At 70.9% G+C, this 16,336-nt stretch carries 14 protein-coding genes and 1 pseudogene; 13 read left to right on the top strand and 2 right to left on the bottom strand.

Features of this window, described 5'->3' with window-relative positions:
• The first annotated feature begins 128 nt into the window (after positions 1–128).
• Both AB1K54_RS02145 and AB1K54_RS02140 read left to right on the top strand, forming a co-directional pair.
• A complete protein-coding gene (locus AB1K54_RS02145; RefSeq protein ID WP_371201043.1) occupies positions 129–1,796 on the top strand; it encodes a thiamine pyrophosphate-binding protein in 1,668 nt (555 codons plus the stop codon).
• A 39-nt stretch (positions 1,797–1,835) separates the two neighbouring features.
• Positions 1,836–3,074 (top strand): endo-1,4-beta-xylanase, encoded by a 1,239-nt coding sequence (locus AB1K54_RS02140; RefSeq protein ID WP_371201042.1) that lies wholly within the window; start codon positions 1,836–1,838, stop codon positions 3,072–3,074.
• A gap of 48 nt (positions 3,075–3,122) precedes the next feature.
• Here AB1K54_RS02140 and AB1K54_RS02135 read toward each other — a convergent pair.
• Positions 3,123–4,349 (bottom strand): annotated as a pseudogene (locus AB1K54_RS02135) (MFS transporter); the annotation flags it as partial.
• A gap of 123 nt (positions 4,350–4,472) precedes the next feature.
• Here AB1K54_RS02135 and AB1K54_RS02130 point away from each other — a divergent pair.
• The 11 genes from AB1K54_RS02130 to AB1K54_RS02080 all read left to right on the top strand — a co-directional run bounded on the left by AB1K54_RS02130 (position 4,473) and on the right by AB1K54_RS02080 (position 15,312).
• Complete coding sequence (locus AB1K54_RS02130) at positions 4,473–6,029, top strand: fumarylacetoacetate hydrolase family protein (protein ID WP_371201041.1); 1,557 nt, start codon at positions 4,473–4,475, stop codon at positions 6,027–6,029.
• Entirely contained in the window at positions 6,011–6,745 is a 735-nt protein-coding gene (locus tag AB1K54_RS02125; protein WP_371201040.1) for a GntR family transcriptional regulator, read from the top strand. The genes AB1K54_RS02130 and AB1K54_RS02125 overlap by 19 nt, the downstream gene beginning before the upstream one ends.
• A gap of 26 nt (positions 6,746–6,771) precedes the next feature.
• A complete protein-coding gene (gene hpaE, locus AB1K54_RS02120) occupies positions 6,772–8,298 on the top strand; it encodes a 5-carboxymethyl-2-hydroxymuconate semialdehyde dehydrogenase (protein WP_371201039.1) in 1,527 nt (508 codons plus the stop codon).
• A 45-nt stretch (positions 8,299–8,343) separates the two neighbouring features.
• Positions 8,344–9,495: a 3,4-dihydroxyphenylacetate 2,3-dioxygenase gene (gene hpaD / locus AB1K54_RS02115; protein ID WP_371201038.1), complete on the top strand. Its 1,152-nt coding sequence runs from the start codon at positions 8,344–8,346 to the stop codon at positions 9,493–9,495.
• A 144-nt stretch (positions 9,496–9,639) separates the two neighbouring features.
• Complete coding sequence (locus tag AB1K54_RS02110) at positions 9,640–10,425, top strand: fumarylacetoacetate hydrolase family protein (protein ID WP_371201037.1); 786 nt, start codon at positions 9,640–9,642, stop codon at positions 10,423–10,425.
• Positions 10,410–11,213: an HpcH/HpaI aldolase/citrate lyase family protein gene (locus AB1K54_RS02105; RefSeq protein ID WP_371201036.1), complete on the top strand. Its 804-nt coding sequence runs from the start codon at positions 10,410–10,412 to the stop codon at positions 11,211–11,213. Before AB1K54_RS02110 ends, AB1K54_RS02105 begins: the two co-directional genes overlap by 16 nt.
• Before the next feature lie 60 nt (positions 11,214–11,273).
• Positions 11,274–12,071: a transglutaminase family protein gene (locus tag AB1K54_RS02100; RefSeq protein ID WP_371201035.1), complete on the top strand. Its 798-nt coding sequence runs from the start codon at positions 11,274–11,276 to the stop codon at positions 12,069–12,071.
• A 70-nt stretch (positions 12,072–12,141) separates the two neighbouring features.
• Complete coding sequence (locus AB1K54_RS02095; protein WP_371201034.1) at positions 12,142–12,690, top strand: phage holin family protein; 549 nt, start codon at positions 12,142–12,144, stop codon at positions 12,688–12,690.
• 165 nt (positions 12,691–12,855) lie between these two features.
• Positions 12,856–13,695 (top strand): transporter substrate-binding domain-containing protein, encoded by an 840-nt coding sequence (locus AB1K54_RS02090; protein ID WP_371201033.1) that lies wholly within the window; start codon positions 12,856–12,858, stop codon positions 13,693–13,695.
• Positions 13,696–13,729: 34 nt separating this feature from the next.
• Positions 13,730–14,581, top strand: coding sequence for an amino acid ABC transporter permease (locus tag AB1K54_RS02085; protein WP_371201032.1), 852 nt, complete (start codon positions 13,730–13,732; stop codon positions 14,579–14,581).
• On the top strand, positions 14,578–15,312 hold the full coding sequence (locus AB1K54_RS02080; RefSeq protein WP_371201031.1) for an amino acid ABC transporter ATP-binding protein: 735 nt from the start codon (positions 14,578–14,580) through the stop codon (positions 15,310–15,312). Before AB1K54_RS02085 ends, AB1K54_RS02080 begins: the two co-directional genes overlap by 4 nt.
• Before the next feature lie 54 nt (positions 15,313–15,366).
• Here AB1K54_RS02080 and AB1K54_RS02075 read toward each other — a convergent pair whose 3' ends face one another.
• On the bottom strand, positions 15,367–16,254 hold the full coding sequence (locus tag AB1K54_RS02075) for a bifunctional methylenetetrahydrofolate dehydrogenase/methenyltetrahydrofolate cyclohydrolase (protein WP_371201030.1): 888 nt from the start codon (positions 16,252–16,254) through the stop codon (positions 15,367–15,369).
• Positions 16,255–16,336 lie beyond the last annotated feature (82 nt).

Genomic DNA, 16,336 nt, shown 5'->3' with positions numbered 1-16,336 from the left:
CCTATACTCGGAACGTCCGGCGCGGCGCTGATGCTCCGCCGGTGCTCGAAAAAAGAGCACGCAGCCGCCCGCGAGGCGCGCGAGACACATACGGCCTCATCCTCCGTTCCGTCTCGAAAGGCTTCGCCATGCCCACCGTCTCTGCGCACGTCGCCCTCACCCTCGCCCGCCACATCGACCACGTGTTCGGGGTGATGGGCAACGGCAACGCATACTTCCTCGACGCGCTCCAGCGCCAGACCGACGCGCAGTTCACCGCCGTGCGCCACGAGGCCGGCGGCGTCGTCGCCGCCGACGCCTACCACCGTGCGTCCGGGCGCCTCGCCGCCGCCACCGCCACCTACGGCGCCGGCTTCACCAACACCCTCACCGCGCTCGCCGAGGCCGTCCAGGCGCACGTGCCACTCGTGCTCGTGGTGGGCGACGAGCCGACATCCGGCCCCCGCCCGTGGGATGTCGACCAGATCGCGATGGCGTCGGCTGTCGGCGCGCGCACGTACACGGTCGGGCGAGCCGATGCCGCCGCCACGACGATCATCGCGATCGAGCACGCCCTCACCTACCGCGTGCCGACGGTGCTCGCCATCCCGTACGACGTCGCCCAGCGCGACGCCGGACCCGTGCCGGAGGCGCCCGAACCGCGGCTGCCGGCGGCGTTCGAGCCCGCCGGGTCGTTCGCGCAGGGGGCGATCGCGTCGCTCGCGTCCACCCTCGCGGACGCCCGGCGACCGTTCCTGCTGGCCGGCCGCGGAGCGTGGATCTCAGGCGCCGACCCAGCGCTGGCAGAGCTTGCCGACCTGACCGGCGCGGTGACGGCGTCCACCGCGCTGGGCCGCGGCATCTTCCCGCGCGCAGAGTTCGACCTCGGCGTCACCGGCGGCTTCGGCGCCGCCGGCGCGATGGACCTCGTGCGCCAGGCCGACGTCGTCGTCGTGTTCGGCGCCTCGCTCAACCAGTTCACGATGCGCTTCGGCGACCTGTTCGCCCCGGGCACGCGCGTGTTCCAGGTCGATGTCGCACCGGCCGCCACCCACCCCCACGTCGGCGGCTTCGTGCGGGGGGATGCCGCGGTCGTGGCATCCGCTCTCGTCGGCGCCCTCCGGGCGCAGGGCGCCGCCCCCAGCGGCTGGCGGGAGTCGGTCGACCTCATGCCGCTTCGGGAATACGATCCCGGCGACGACCTCGCCCCCGACGGGCGGCTCGACCCGCGCTCGGTCGCCGCGCGCATCGGCGCGCTGCTGGACAGCACCGCGTCGACCGCCGACCGTGTCGTCGTTTCGGACGGCGGCCACTTCATCGGGTGGGCGAACATGTACTGGCCGGTGGCCTCGCCCGACCGCATGATGATGGTCGGCACGGCCTTCCAGTCGATCGGCCTGGGCTGGCCCTCGGTCGCGGGCGCCGCCTTGGCGAAGCCGGGGTCGACCGTCGTGCTCACCACGGGCGACGGCGGCGGGCTCATGGCGCTCGCCGACCTCGAGACCGCGGTGCGGGTGGCCGGCGGCCGCGGCATGGCCGTGGTGTGGAACGACGCCGCGTACGGCGCCGAGGTGAACCTGTACGGGCTCAAAGGTCTCGCGCGCGAGCCCATGCTGATCCCCGAGGTCGACTTCGCCGCGCTCGCCGGCGGGGTGGGTGCCGAGGGCGTCGTCGTGCAGACTCTCGCCGACCTCGACCGGCTCGCCGCGTGGGCGGCCGAGCCCGTCGACGCGCGCCGGTTCCTCGTGCTGGACTGCCGCATCTCGGGCGAGGTCATCGCGCCGTACCAGCAGGAGATCGTGCGCGTGAACTCCTGAGGCCGCGAGGGTGCGCAGGCCCCGCCGTAGGATCGCGAGGTGAAGACCTTCGACCCTGCCGTCGCGCATCGCGTGGCCGAGGCATCCGTCACCGTGCGCGCTGCTGACCAAACCCTGCTCGCCGACACGGACCTCACCGTCGAGCAGACGCGGCACGCGTTCGGATTCGGCAACATCGGGTTCGACTTCGTGCCCCTCGCGGCGGGCGAGGCGGGCGAAGAGGCCGCAGCGCTCGAGCGTCTCGCCAGGGACTGGCTGGAGCTCTTCAACACCGCGACGCTGCCGTTCTACTGGGGCCGGTACGAGCCGCAGCGCGGGGCGCCGCGGGTCGACGCGCTGCGCTCGACGGCGCGGTGGTTCCGCGACCGCGGGGTGGCGCTCAAGGGGCATCCGCTCGTGTGGCACACCGTGGCGCCGTCGTGGCTGATCGATCTGCCGACGGATGAGACCGAGCGCCTTCTTCGCGAGCGGGTGCGGCGCGAGGTCGCGCAGTTCGCCGGGCTCATCGACACGTGGGACGCGATCAACGAGGTCGTCATCATGCCCGTGTTCGATGCGGAGCCCAACGGCATCACGCCCCTGGCCCGCGCGCGCGGCCGCGTCGCGATGATGCGCCTGGCGTTCGACGAGGCCCGCGCGGCGAACCCGGCCGCGACCCTGCTGCTGAACGACTTCGACCTGTCGAGCGCGTACGAGATCCTGGTCGAGGCGGCGCTGGAGGCGGGCATCCGCATCGACGGGCTGGGGCTGCAGACCCACATGCACCAGGGGTATCGGGGCGAGGAGCGCATGACGGCGATCCTCGACCGCTTCGCGCGCTTCGGGCTGCCGCTGCACCTCACCGAGACCTCGCTCGTGTCGGGCGACCTGATGCCGCCCGAGATCGTCGACCTCAACGACTACCAGGTGCCGTCGTGGCCGTCCACGCCCGAGGGCGAGGCGCGGCAGGCCGACGAGCTCGTGCGCCACTACCGATCGCTCGTGGCGCACCCCGCCGTGGAGTCGATCACGTACTGGGGCATCACGGACGCCGGTGCGTGGCTCGGAGCCCCGATCGGCCTCGTGCGCGCCGACGGCACGCGCAAGCCCTCGTTCGACGCGCTGCGCGCGCTCATCAAGGACGAGTGGTGGCTCTCGCCCACGACGCTGCGCACCGGCTCCGACGGCCGGGTGCAGGTTCGCGGCTTCCGCGGGGACTACCGCATCTCGGCGGGCGGCGCGGCTGCGACGCTGCGCCTCGACGGCGGCCCGGTCGCGGTCACGCTGGACGCCGGATGACGGATGCCCCGCCCCGCCGCGAGGCGTGGGCGGGGCATCCGTCATCTCTCAAGCCTTGGCGAGGCCGTAGATCGGGCTGACCGACTGCTCCTGCTCGTGGTCGGGGCCGAGCGGGATGCCGGAGCGGTCGCGCAGCAGCAGCGTCGCGATGAGGCCGATCACCGTCATTCCGGCGAGGTAGCCCGTGACGGACAGCGTCGAGCCGGTCGCCTGGACGAGCGCGGTCGCGATGGTCGGCGCGAAGGCGCCGCCGAGGATCGCGCCGATCGCGTACGAGATCGAGACGCCCGAGAAGCGGACCGACGCCGGGAAGATCTCGGAGTACAGCGCCGCCTGCGGGCCGTACGTGAAGCCCAGTCCGATCGTGAGGATCGCAAGCCCCAGGAACAGCAGCCAGATGTTCCCCGTGTTCACGAGCGGGAACAGCGTGAACACACCCACCAGCTGCATGATCCAGCCGATGACGTACGTCGTGCGGCGGCCGATGCGGTCCGAGACGAAGCCCGCGACGAGAGTCGACAGGAGCCACGTCACCGCCGAGCCCGCCACCGCCCACAGGACCGGTCCGCGCTCGAGAGCCAGCGGGCCTTCGGGGTTGGTCGAATAGCCCTGGATGTAGCCGCCGGTCGTCATGTAGCCGACGGCGTTGTTGCCGGCGAAGACGAGTGCGGCGATGAGCACCAGCAGGGCGTGCTTGCGGAAGAGCGTGATGATCGGCATGCGCGCCTTCTCTTTGCGCTCGGCGAGTTCGGCGAACACCGGGCTCTCTTCGACGCGGCGCCGGACGTAGTAGCCGACCAGGATCAGCACCACGCTGAGCAGGAACGGCACGCGCCAGCCCCACTCGAGGAAGGCGTCGCCGGGGGCGATCATCGCCATGAGCGCCATGACGCCCGACGCGAGCAGCAGGCCGAGCGGCACGCCGATCTGCGGCGAGGCGCCGAACGCGCCGCGGCGGTTCTTGGGGGCGTGCTCGACGGCCATCAGCACCGCGCCGCCCCATTCGCCGCCGGCCGAGATGCCCTGCAGGATGCGCAGCAGCACGAGCAGAATCGGCGCGGCGATGCCGATCGCCTCGTAGGTGGGCAGCACACCGATCAGCGCCGTGGCGGCGCCCATCAGAATGAGCGTCCACATCAGCACGAGCTTGCGGCCGTACTTGTCGCCGAAGTGGCCGGCAAGGAATGCCCCGAGCGGGCGGAAGAGGAAGCTCACACCGACCGTGGCGAACGCGATGAGCGCGCTGTTCTCGCCGAGCGGGGCGAAGAAGAGCTGCTGTGTGATGTCGACATCTTTGTCTCAACGTCGGCGACTTCTGTGGAAGGTTTGCTCGACGTTCGACGATCATATACGATTTGAAATACGACGCAAGAGACAATCTTCGGGGCGAGGGAGCTCATGTCTGACCAGAACACGACGACGGATGCCGATGACCGGCGATTCTCCGCGCTTCACGCGCGCCCCGGCAAGATCGTCGCTGTCCACCTGAGCTACGCGTCTCGCGCCGATCAGCGCGGCCGTCGCCCGGCCGCCCCGTCGTACTTCTTCAAGCCGTCGAGTTCGGTCGCGGCATCCGGAGGCGTCATCGAGCGCCCCGCCGGAACCGAACTGCTCGCGTTCGAGGGCGAGATCGCCCTCGTCATCGGCACCCCCGCGCGGCGCGTGCCGGCCGACCACGCGTGGGAGCACGTCGCGTGGGTCACCGCGTCCAACGACTTCGGCCTCTACGACCTGCGCGCAGCCGACAAGGGCTCGAACGTGCGCTCCAAGGGCGGTGACGGCTACACCCCGCTCGGTCCCTCACTCATCGACGCGCGCGCGGTCGACCCGGCCGCGCTCAGGCTCCGCACCTGGGTCAACGGCAACCCCGTGCAGGAGGACACGACGGCGGGACTGATCTTCCCGCTCGCGCAGTTCGTGGCCGACCTGTCGCAGCACTTCACCCTCGAGCCGGGCGACGTGATCCTCACCGGCACGCCCGCCGGCTCGTCGGTGGTCGTGCCCGGCGATGTGGTCGAGGTCGAGGTGGACTTCCCCGCCACCGGCGCTTCGTCGGGGCGGCTGGTCACCACGGTCGCACAGGGCGGCGGTCCCGGGTTCGACGCGTCGCTGGGGTCGCTTCCCGCCGTCGACGATCTGCAGCGCGCCGAAGCGTGGGGGTCGCCCGACCTCGTTCCGGCCGCCAGCGCGGGTTCGGCCGGCATCGACCCGTCGGCTGCGCCCACGACGGCCGCGGCGGCAGGCGGTGCGAACCGTCCCGGCCTCTCCCCCGCGCTGCGGGCCAAGCTCCAGGCCGCGCCGGTCGCGGGCCTGTCGCAGCAGCTGCGCAAGCGGGGGCTGAACAACGTCACCATCGACGGGGTGCGGCCGCTGCATCCGTCGGCCAAACTCGTCGGAACCGCCCGCACCCTGCGGTTCGTCCCGGGTCGCGAAGACCTCTTCCAGAGCCACGGCGGCGGCTACAACGCCCAGAAGCGCGCGTTCGACGCGGTCGGCGACGGCGAGGTCATCGTCATCGAGGCCCGCGGCGAGACCGGTTCGGGCACGCTCGGCGACGTCCTGGCGATCCGCGCGCACGCCCGCCGCGCGGCGGGCATCGTCACCGACGGCGGCGTGCGCGACCTCGATGCGGTCACGGCGGTCGGCATCCCGGTGTACACGAGCGGCGCGCACCCGGCGGTGCTGGGCCGCAAGCATGTGCCGTGGGACACGGACGTGACGATCGGATGCGGCGGCACGACCGTCCAGCCCGGGGACGTCATCGTCGGCGACGCCGACGGCGTCATCGTCATCCCGCCCACCCTCGCCGAGGAGGTCGCCGACGCCGCCCTCGTGCAGGAGGAGGAGGATGCGTGGGTCGCCGCCCAAGTCGCCGCGGGGAATCCGGTCGACGGCCTCTTCCCGATGAACGCCGAGTGGAGAGCGAGGTACGACGCATGGCGCGCGGCAAAGTGAGTGTGCTCGACGTCGCGGCCCCGTCCGCCCTCGAGGCAGCCGCCCTTGCCGAGCTCGGAAAGTCGCAGCGGGCCTATGCCTGGGTCAAGGAGCGCATCGCGCGCCAGGAGTTCACTCCGGGCTACCGGCTCGTCCTCGGCACGATCGCCGGCGAGCTCGGCATGAGCGTCGTGCCCGTGCGCGAGGCGGTCCGCCGGCTCGAAGCCGAAGGACTCGTCACCTTCGAGCGCAACGTCGGCGCACGCGTGGCGATGGTCGACGACTCGCAGTACCGCTTCAGCATGCAGGCGCTGTCGATCCTCGAGGGCGCCGCGACCGCGCTCGCGGCGCGCTCGCTCACCGCCGACGATCTGCGGCAGGCTCGAGAGATCAACGCCCGCATGATCGAGACGCTCGACCACTTCGACCCGTCGGCGTTCACCCGCCTGAACCAGCAGTTCCACGCGACGCTGTTCGCGAAATGCGCCAACCCCCGCATGCTCGGGCTGGTCGAGGCCGAATGGGGCAGGCTCGGGCACCTGCGCGAGTCGACGTTCAGCTTCGTGCCCGGCAGGGCGCAGGAGTCGGTGCGCGAGCACGAGACCATCGTCGCCTCCATCGAGCGCGGCGACCCGCTGGAGGCCATCGAGAAGATCGCGCGGCTGCACCGCTCGGCGACCCTCGACGCCTACATGATCCACGAGCACCCGGGCGAGGCGCTCGGCCTGCTCATCTGACAGACCACCCACGGAGGAACGAATCCATGACCGACACCACGCTGTCCGTTCGCCACGTGCCGGCGGACCTTCCCGACCGCATCCAGCACTACATCGACGGCGCCTTCTTCGACTCGGCGGACGCCGACACCTTCGACGTGCTCGACCCGGTCTCCAACGAGGTCTACCTGAAGGCCGCCGCCGGCAAGAAGGCCGACATCGCCCGCGCCGTCGCCGCGGCCAAGCGCGCATTCGACGAGGGACCGTGGCCCCGGATGCTGCCGCGCGAGCGCTCGCGCGTGCTGCACCGCATCGCCGACATCGTCGAGTCGCGCGACGCCCGACTCGCCGAACTCGAGTCGTTCGACTCGGGCCTGCCGATCGCGCAGGCGCTGGGGCAGGCGCGCCGCGCGGCCGAGAACTTCCGGTTCTTCGCGGACCTGATCGTCGCACAGGCCGACGACACCTACAAGGTTCCCGGCCGCCAGATCAACTACGTCAACCGCAAGCCGATCGGCGTCGCCGGCCTCATCACACCGTGGAACACCCCCTTCATGCTCGAGTCGTGGAAGCTCGGCCCGGCCCTGGCCACCGGCAACACCGTCGTGCTCAAGCCCGCCGAGTTCACGCCCCTGTCGGCGTCGCTGTGGGCGGGCATCTTCGAAGAGTCGGGGCTGCCCAAGGGCGTGTTCAACCTGGTGAACGGACTCGGCGAGGACGCCGGTGACGCGCTGGTGAAGCATCCCGACGTCCCGCTCATCTCGTTCACGGGCGAGAGCCGCACGGGGCAGATCATCTTCGGCAACGCGGCGCCCTATCTCAAGGGGCTGTCGATGGAGCTCGGCGGCAAGTCGCCGGCGATCATCTTCGCCGACGCCGACCTCGACGCCGCGATCGACGCCACGATCTTCGGCGTGTTCTCGCTCAACGGCGAGCGCTGCACCGCGGGATCGCGCATCCTCGTGCAGCGGGAGGTCTACGACGAGTTCGTCGAGAAGTACGCCGCGCAGGCCAAGCGCGTGGTCGTCGGCGACCCGCAGGACCCTGCGACCGAGGTCGGCGCGCTGGTGCACCCCGAGCACTACGACAAGGTGATGTCGTACATCGAGATCGGCAAGGGCGAGGGCCGGCTCGTGGCCGGCGGCGGACGCCCTGAGGGCTTCCCGACCGGAAACTACGTCGCGCCGACCGTGTTCGCCGACGTGCCGAAGGACGCCCGCATCTTCCAGGAGGAGATCTTCGGGCCCGTCGTCGCGATCACCCCGTTCGACACCGACGAAGAGGCCCTCGAGCTCGCGAACGGCGTGAAGTACGGCCTGGCCGCCTACGTCTGGACCAACGACCTCAAGCGCGCGCACAACTTCGCGCAGGCTGTCGACGCGGGCATGGTGTGGCTCAACTCGAACAACGTGCGCGACCTTCGCACCCCGTTCGGCGGTGTGAAGGCCTCCGGCCTCGGGCACGAGGGCGGCTACCGCTCGATCGACTTCTACACCAACCAGCAGGCCGTGCACATCACGCTCGGCGCTGTGCACAACCCCACCTTCGGCAAGGGCGGAGCGTCGGCCCACTGAGGCCGGGGCATCCGTCACCGATCGCCCCAGAGAAAGGACACCGATATGACCGACCGCAAAGACATGACCCGCACGTCCTCGGGCTTCGTCGTCAGTCAGGAAGCGCCGATCCACACCGACAACCCCGTCGCGACGCCGACCAGTCCCGCACCCGACATCCTGCGCTGCGCGTACATGGAACTGGTCGTCACCGACCTCGAGGCATCCCGCGAGTTCTATGTCGACGTGCTCGGCCTGACGGTCACCGAGGAGGACGACAACGCAATCCACCTCCGCTCGATCGAGGAGTTCATCCACCACAACCTCGTGCTGCGCAAGGGCCCGATCGCGGCGGTCGCCGCGTTCTCCTACCGCGTGCGCACCCCCGAGGATCTCGACAAGGCGGTGGCGTTCTACACCCAGCTCGGCTGCGACGTGCGCCGCAACCCGGAGGGCTTCACAAAGGGCATCGGCGACTCGGTGCGCGTGGTCGACCCGCTCGGCTTCCCGTACGAGTTCTTCTACGACGTCGAGCATGTCGAGCGGCTCGCCTGGCGCTACGACCTGTACACGCCGGGTGCCCTCGTGCGGCTGGACCACTTCAACCAGGTCACGCCCGACGTGCCGCGCGCGGTCAAGCACTACCAGGACCTCGGGTTCCGCGTCACAGAGGACATCCAGGACGAGGAGGGCACCGTCTACGCCGCGTGGCTGCGCCGCAAGCCGACCGTGCACGACACCGCCGCGACCGGCGGCGACGGCCCGCGCATGCACCACGTCGCGTTCTCGACCCACGAGAAGCACAACATCCTCGCGATCTGCGACAAGCTGGGCGCCCTGCGCCGCTCGGACGCGATCGAGCGCGGCCCCGGACGCCACGGCGTGTCCAACGCCTTCTACCTGTATCTGCGCGACCCCGACGGCCACCGCGTCGAGATCTACACGCAGGACTACTACACCGGCGACCCCGACAACCCCGTCGTGACATGGGACGTGCACGACAACCAGCGCCGCGACTGGTGGGGCAACCCCGTCGTGCCGTCGTGGTACACCGACGCATCGCTCGTGCTCGACCTCGACGGCAACCCGCAGCCCGTCGTCGCGCGCACCGACTCGTCCGAGATGGCGGTGACCATCGGCGCCGACGGCTTCTCGTACACGCGCGCCGAAGAGGGCGCCGCGTCGATGCCCGAGTACAAGCTCGGCAACCAGCTCTAGGTCCCGGCATCCCGATCGTGTCACGAATCGCTGAGGGGTGTCCCGGTCTTCCGGCTGGGACACCCCCGCGAAGCGAGATCCTGCGACACGCTCGGCGGGCCCGCTGACGCCGTCACGCACGACGAAACAGACGAAGGAGAACGGATGCTGCCACCCGAGGTGATCCAGCAGCTCGCCGCCGAGCTCGCCGAGGCCGACCGCACGCACGGGGTGATCCCGCGCATCACCGCGCGCCACCCCGAGGCCGCGGTCGAGGACTCGTACGCGATCCAGGCCGTCTGGCGCGACCAGCAGGTCGCCGCCGGACGCACCCTCGTCGGCCGCAAGATCGGGCTGACCTCGAAGGCGATGCAGCAGGCGACCGGCATCACCGAGCCGGACTACGGCGTCATGTTCGACGACACGGTGTACGAGTCGGGCGCCGACATCCCCGCAGACCACTTCTCGAACGTGCGGATCGAGGTCGAGCTCGCGTTCGTCCTCAGCGCGCCGCTCGAGGGGCCCGACCTCACGCTCGATGACGCCCTCGCGGCCATCGACTACGCGGTGCCGGCGCTCGAGGTGCTCAACTCGCACATCGAGCTCGAAGGCCGCACGATCGTCGACACGATCAGCGACAACGCCGCGTACGGCGCGATGGTGCTCGGCACCACCCGCAGGCGCCCCGACGAGATCGACCTGCGGTGGGTGCCGGGCGTGCTCAGCCGCAACGGCGAGATCGAAGAGACCGGGGTCGCGGCGGGCGTGCTCGGCCACCCCGCCACGGGGGTCGCGTGGCTGGCGAACAAGCTGCACCTGCACGGTGCGCGCCTCGAGGCGGGCGAGATCATCCTGGCGGGGTCCTTCACACGCCCGATGTGGGTCTCGCGCGGCGACGAGGTGCGCTGCGACTATGGGCCGATGGGAGTCATCGAATGCCGCTTCGTCTGAACTCGACGTTCCGCGACGCGCTGGCCTCGGCGGGCCGTCCGCTCGCGGGCATGTGGGTGTGCACGGGCAGTCCGCTGGTCGCCGAGATCTGCGCCGGGGCGGGGCTGGACTGGCTGCTCATCGACATGGAACACGGTCCGAACGGCCTCGAGTCGGTGCTCGCGCAACTGCAGGCGGTCGCCGCCGCGCCGCTGTCGCCGGTCGTGCGCGTGCCGTCCGCAGACGCCGTGACGATCAAGCAGGTGCTCGACCTCGGCGCGCAGAACATCCTGGTGCCGATGGTGTCGTCCGAAGACGAGGCGCGAGCGGTCGTCGAAGCGACGCGGTATCCCCCGCTGGGCCGGCGCGGCGTCGGGTCGGCTCTGGCGCGGTCCGCCCGCTGGAACCGCGTCGAGGACTACCTGCACAACGCCGGCGCCTACGTGTCGCTGTTCGTGCAGGTCGAGTCCGCCCACGCCGTGGAGGCGGCGTCCGAGATCGCGGCGGTCGACGGCGTCGACGGCGTGTTCGTCGGGCCCTCCGACCTCGCAGCCTCGATGGGCGTCATCGGTCAGCAGACGCATCCGGATGTCACCGCAGCGGTCCTGCGCACCTTCGAGGCGGTGCGCGCGGCCGGAAAGCCCGTCGGGGTGAACGCCTTCGACCCGAAGGTCGCCCAGTCGTACCTCGACGCCGGAGCGGACTTCGTGCTCGTCGGCGCCGACGTGGCGCTGCTGGCGCGCGGCTCCGAAGCGCTCGCGGCGCGATGGGTGACAGGCGCAGGCTCCGGCGAGCGCGCGTCGTACTGAGCATCCGCTCGAGCTGTCAAGCGTCATCCGGGCCACACCCGCGTCTGTCATCCTGAGGCGATGCAGAGGGATGTCACCAGCCGAATCGTCCTGAACGTCACCGAGTCGGCCGATCTCGTGTTCGCGATCGCGGTGTCGGGTCACTACGCGTCGCGGACCGAGCAGGTCACAGCGACCCTCGACGGCGGTGCGCTCGAGGTCGCCGAACTCGCCGACGCGCACGGCACGCGCCTGCATCGCGTCGGAAGCCCGCCCGGTGAGCTCGTCGTCGAGTACCGCGCGACGGTCGTGGGCGCGGGCGAGGTCGAGACGGCCGAAGACGTCGACCTGCTGACGTACACGCGTCCGAGCCGGTACGCCGAGTCCGACGCCCTGGCGCCCACCGCGTTCGCGGAGTTCGCGGGCATCGACGATCCGGCGCAGCGCCTGGCCGCGGTGTCGTCGTGGGTGGGCACACGCCTGTCGTACGTGAGCGGTTCGAGCCTTCCCACCGACGGCGCGGTGCGCCCGCTCCTGGGCCGCAAGGGCGTGTGCCGCGACTACGCGCACCTGTGCATCGCGCTGCTGCGCGGGCTCGGGGTGCCCGCGCGCCTCGTCGCGGTGTACGCGCCGGGCCTTGCTCCGATGGACTTCCATGCCGTCGCCGAGGCGTGGGTCAACGGCAGATGGCACGTCGTCGACGCGACCACGCTCGCGCCGCGCTCGACGCTGGTGCGCATCGCGACGGGCCGCGACGCCGCCGACACCGCGTTCCTCAATGTGATGTCCGGCCGGGCGCAGCTCGTCGAGGTCGGTGTGAGCGCCGTCGCCGATGTGCTGCCCGACGACGATCTCACCCGGCTCGTGCGGATCGCGTGACGGGGAACGGATGCCTCCGGCCGCGGCATCCGTCATCGTGTTTTCGCCCGCGGCGTGGCACCCTGAATCCATGAAGAACGGGATCGTGCGCTTCGTCGTGCTGCTGGTGTTCAACATCCTGGTGCTGCTGGTCATCGGATGGTTCACCCCCGCGCACGTCGGCTGGTCGGCGTTGTGGGCGGGCATCGTGCTGACGCTGCTCACGATGTTCGTCAAGCCCCTGCTCACGAGGTGGATCGGCGGGCGGGCCGCGAAGACCGCGGGGCAGCGCACGCGAGCGGGCAACGGCCTGGCGCAGGCGGGTGTGGTGCTGCTGATCGCCGCGATCGTCTGGATCGTCACGGTGCTCGTGAGCGGCGTGAGAGCGGGCCTCAACCCGCTCGCGTACATCCTGCCGCCGATCATCCTGGCCGCGGGCTGGTGGGTGTACGACCTCATCGCCGGGCGCGTCGAATCGCACGCGGGAGCCCTGTACGACAAGGCGACCGGAGCCGGAGGCTCGGTGGCGGGCACGGCGACGCCCCCCATCGCATCGAGCCCCGAGGCGGCCGCCGGCCGCCGTGAGCTGCAGGACGGCCTCACCGACGAGCAGCGTCGCATGCTCGACGATCTGGGCTGACCACCCGGCGCGCACGCCCGGCCCACCCGCGTTCGTCGCGGCTGTGTAACAGTGCGACCCCGCGGCGCCGACCCCGTCCCGGACGGGGGAAGATGGATGGGGCGACCCGCCGACAGCACGAGCGCGTCGCCTTTCCCATCCCGCACCCGAGCACCGGAGGCCGCCATGTCCCGTCGTCGCCCGTTCCTGCGCACCGCCGTCGTCGGTGTCGCCCTTGCCGCGCTCACCCTGACCGGCTGCGCATCCGGGGCTGACGCCGGCGCGCCCGCCGACGAGGGGTACGTCACCCCCGGCAAGCTCACGATCGCGACCGGCGAGCCCGCGTACTTCCCGTACGTGATCGACGACGACCCGACCTCGGGCGAGGGCTTCGAGTCGGCCGTCGCGTACGCCGTCGCCGAAGAGCTCGGCTTCGCGAAGGACGACGTCGTGTGGGTGCGCACCACCTTCGACGCGGCGATCGCCCCCGGGCCGAAGGACTTCGACGTCAACATTCAGCAGTATTCGATCACGCCCGAGCGCGAAGAGAACGTCGACTTCTCGTCGCCGTACTACGAGGCCAGCCAGGCCGTCGTCGCGATCGAGGGCTCCGCGGCAGAAGGCATCGACTCGATCGAGGGCCTCCAGGGCATCGTGCTGGGCGCCATGGTCGGCTCCACGAGCGCGCAGACGATCGAAGAGGTCGTCAAGCCGACCACTCCGGCGCAGCTGTACAACTCGAACGAAGACGCCAAGGCCGCTCTCGAGGCCGGCCAGATCGACGGCCTCGTGCTCGATCTGCCGACGGCGTACTACGCCACCGGCGTCTACATCGACAACTCGTTCATCGTCGGCGAGCTCCCCAGCGGCGGCATCCCCGACCAGTGGGGTCTGCTGCTGGCCAACGACTCGCCGCTCACCGCGCGGGTCACCGCGGCGGTCGACAAGATCCGCGACAACGGCACGCTGGCCGAGATCACCGACCAGTGGCTGGGCTCGGGCGCCGGCGTCACGCTGCTGAAGTGACGGTGATCCCGCCCCGCTCCGCTAGCGTCGGATCGTGACCGGCGACGTGCACACCCCGAGCGCGCTCGAGTTCGAGCGCGCCGCGTACCGACGGCGGCGTTCGACGCGCTCGGTGCTCATCGCGATCGTCTCGACCCTGGTCTTCGCCGCGATCGCGTGGATCACGATCGTCTCGACCCCCGGCTGGCCGGCGGTGCAGCAGATGTACTTCGACCCCGCCACGGCGTGGAAGGCGCTCCCCCGCGTGTGGGAAGGTTTCCTGCTGAACCTGCAAGTGCTCGTCTACTCGCTGATCACGGTGCCGATCTTCGCGACGATCCTGGCACTGCTGCGGACGCTCCCGGGTCCGGTGTTCGTGCCCGTGAGGTTCCTCGCGGCCGCGTACACCGACATCTTCCGCGGCATCCCGCTCATCATCGTGCTCTACCTCGTCGGCTTCGGCATCCCGACGCTGCTGAACACCCGCATCCCGCTGGCCGTGCTCGGCACTGCGGCCATCACGATCACCTACTCGGCATACGTCGGCGAGGTGATCCGCGCGGGCATCGAGGCGGTGCATCCGTCACAGCGCCTCGCGGCACGCGCGATGGGGCTCGGGCACGGGCAGACCCTGCGACACGTGGTGCTGCCGCAGGCCCTGCGCAAGATGACCCCGCCGCTCATGAACGACTTCGTGGCGCTGCAGAAGGACGTCGGTCTCATCTCGATCATCGGGGCGATGGACGCGGTGCGCGCCGCGCAGATCGAGACCTCCCTCGCCTACAACTTCACGCCGTACGTCGTTGCGGCGCTGCTGTTCGTGCTGCTGGCGATTCCGACCATCCGCGTCACCGACTGGTACACCGCCAAGCTGGCACGCCGCGAGCAGATGGGATCGATCGTATGACCGCCCTGCTTCGCGCGAGCGACCTCTGGAAGTCCTTCGGCGAGCGCCCCGTGCTGCGGGGGGTGTCGGTGCAGCTCAACGCGCACGAGGTGGTCGCGGTCATCGGCTCCAGCGGCTCGGGCAAGTCGACCCTGCTGCGCTGCCTGAACCTTCTCGAGACGATCGACGACGGGCAGATCCTGCTCGGCGACGAGGACATCTCCGACCCCCGCGTCGACGCGAACCGGGTGCGCGCGCGCTTCGGCGCCGTCTTCCAGCAGTACAACCTCTTCCCCCATCTGTCGGTGATCGACAACGTCACGCTGGCGGCGAGGGTCGTGCACCGGATGCCGCGCCCCGACGCCGAGGCGAAGGCCATGGCCCTGCTCGAGCGGGTGGGCCTGGCCGACAAGGCGCGCGAGCATCCGGACCGGCTCTCCGGTGGTCAGCAGCAGCGCGCCGCGATCGCGCGCGCGGTCATCACCGACCCCGAACTGCTGCTGCTCGACGAGATCACCTCGGCCCTCGACCCGGAGCTGGTGGGCGACGTGCTCGCGCTCGTGCGCGAGCTCGCCGACGAGGGCGCGACGATCCTGATGGCGACGCACGAGATGGCCTTCGCGCGAGACGTCGCCCACCGCGTGCTGTTTCTCGACCAGGGCCGCGTGGTCGAGCAGGGGCCGCCGGCTCAGGTGTTCGGCGCCGCGCGCGAGGCGCGTACGCGCGAGTTCCTGTCGCGCTTCACGGCGTAGGCCGCGCGGCGGCGCAGAACCCCGCTGATCGGGTGGGTCGGCGAGGCGCTGGGCTCAGCCGGCCTGGCGCTCGGCTGACTCGACGACGTTCGAGACGAGCAGGGCGCGGGTCATCGGCCCCACTCCGCCGGGGTTCGGCGACAGCCACCCGGCGACCTCGGCGACGGCAGGGTCGACGTCGCCCGCGAGCTTGGCCTTGCCCGACTCGGTCGTGCCCACGCGCGTGACGCCCACGTCGAGCACGGCGGCGCCCGGCTTGATCCAGTCGGCCTGCACGAGGTGCGGCTGGCCGACGGCAGCCACGACGATGTCGGCGCGACGCACTTCGGCGGCGAGGTCGGGCGTGCGCGAGTGGGTGATCGTGACGGTCGCGTCGGTGCCCTTGCGGGTGAGCAGCAGCGACAACGGCCGCCCCACGGTGATGCCGCGCCCGATGACGGTGACGTGCTGCCCGGCGATCGGGACGCCGTGGCGGGTGAGCAGCTCGATCACGCCGGCGGGCGTGCACGGCAGCGCAGCCTCGACCGCGGTCTTCGGGTCGACGCCGAGCACGAGTCGTCCGAGGTTGGTCGGGTGCAGGCCGTCGGCGTCCTTGTCGGGGTCGATGAGCTCGAGGATCGCGTTCTCGTCGATGCCCGCAGGAAGCGGCAGCTGCACGATGAACCCGGTGACGGCGGGGTCGGCGTTCAGCGTGCGCACGGCATCCGCGATCTCATCCTGCGTCGCGGTGGCGGGCAGCTCGACCGAGATGGACGCGACGCCGACCTCGGCGCAGTCGCGGTGCTTTCCGGTGACGTACGAGCGCGACGCGGGGTCCTCGCCCACCAGCAGGGTGCCGAGGCCGGGCACGATTCCGCGTTCGGCGAGAGCCTCGACCCGCGCGCGCAGCTCCTCTTTGATGGCCGCCGCGGTCGCGACGCCGTCCAACTTCTGTGCGGTCATGCTGACTCCTCTGTCATCGACGGATGCCGAGGCATCCATATCACTATGTCGATAGGTATTCGCTCTCGCAAGTCCGACTCCG

Source organism: Microbacterium sp. BWT-B31, assembly GCF_041379855.1.
In the GTDB taxonomy this organism is placed as follows: Bacteria; Actinomycetota; Actinomycetes; order Actinomycetales; family Microbacteriaceae; genus Microbacterium.
The sequence above is the reverse complement of the archived record's forward strand: the minus strand, read 5'-3'. Positions and strand labels throughout refer to the sequence as shown.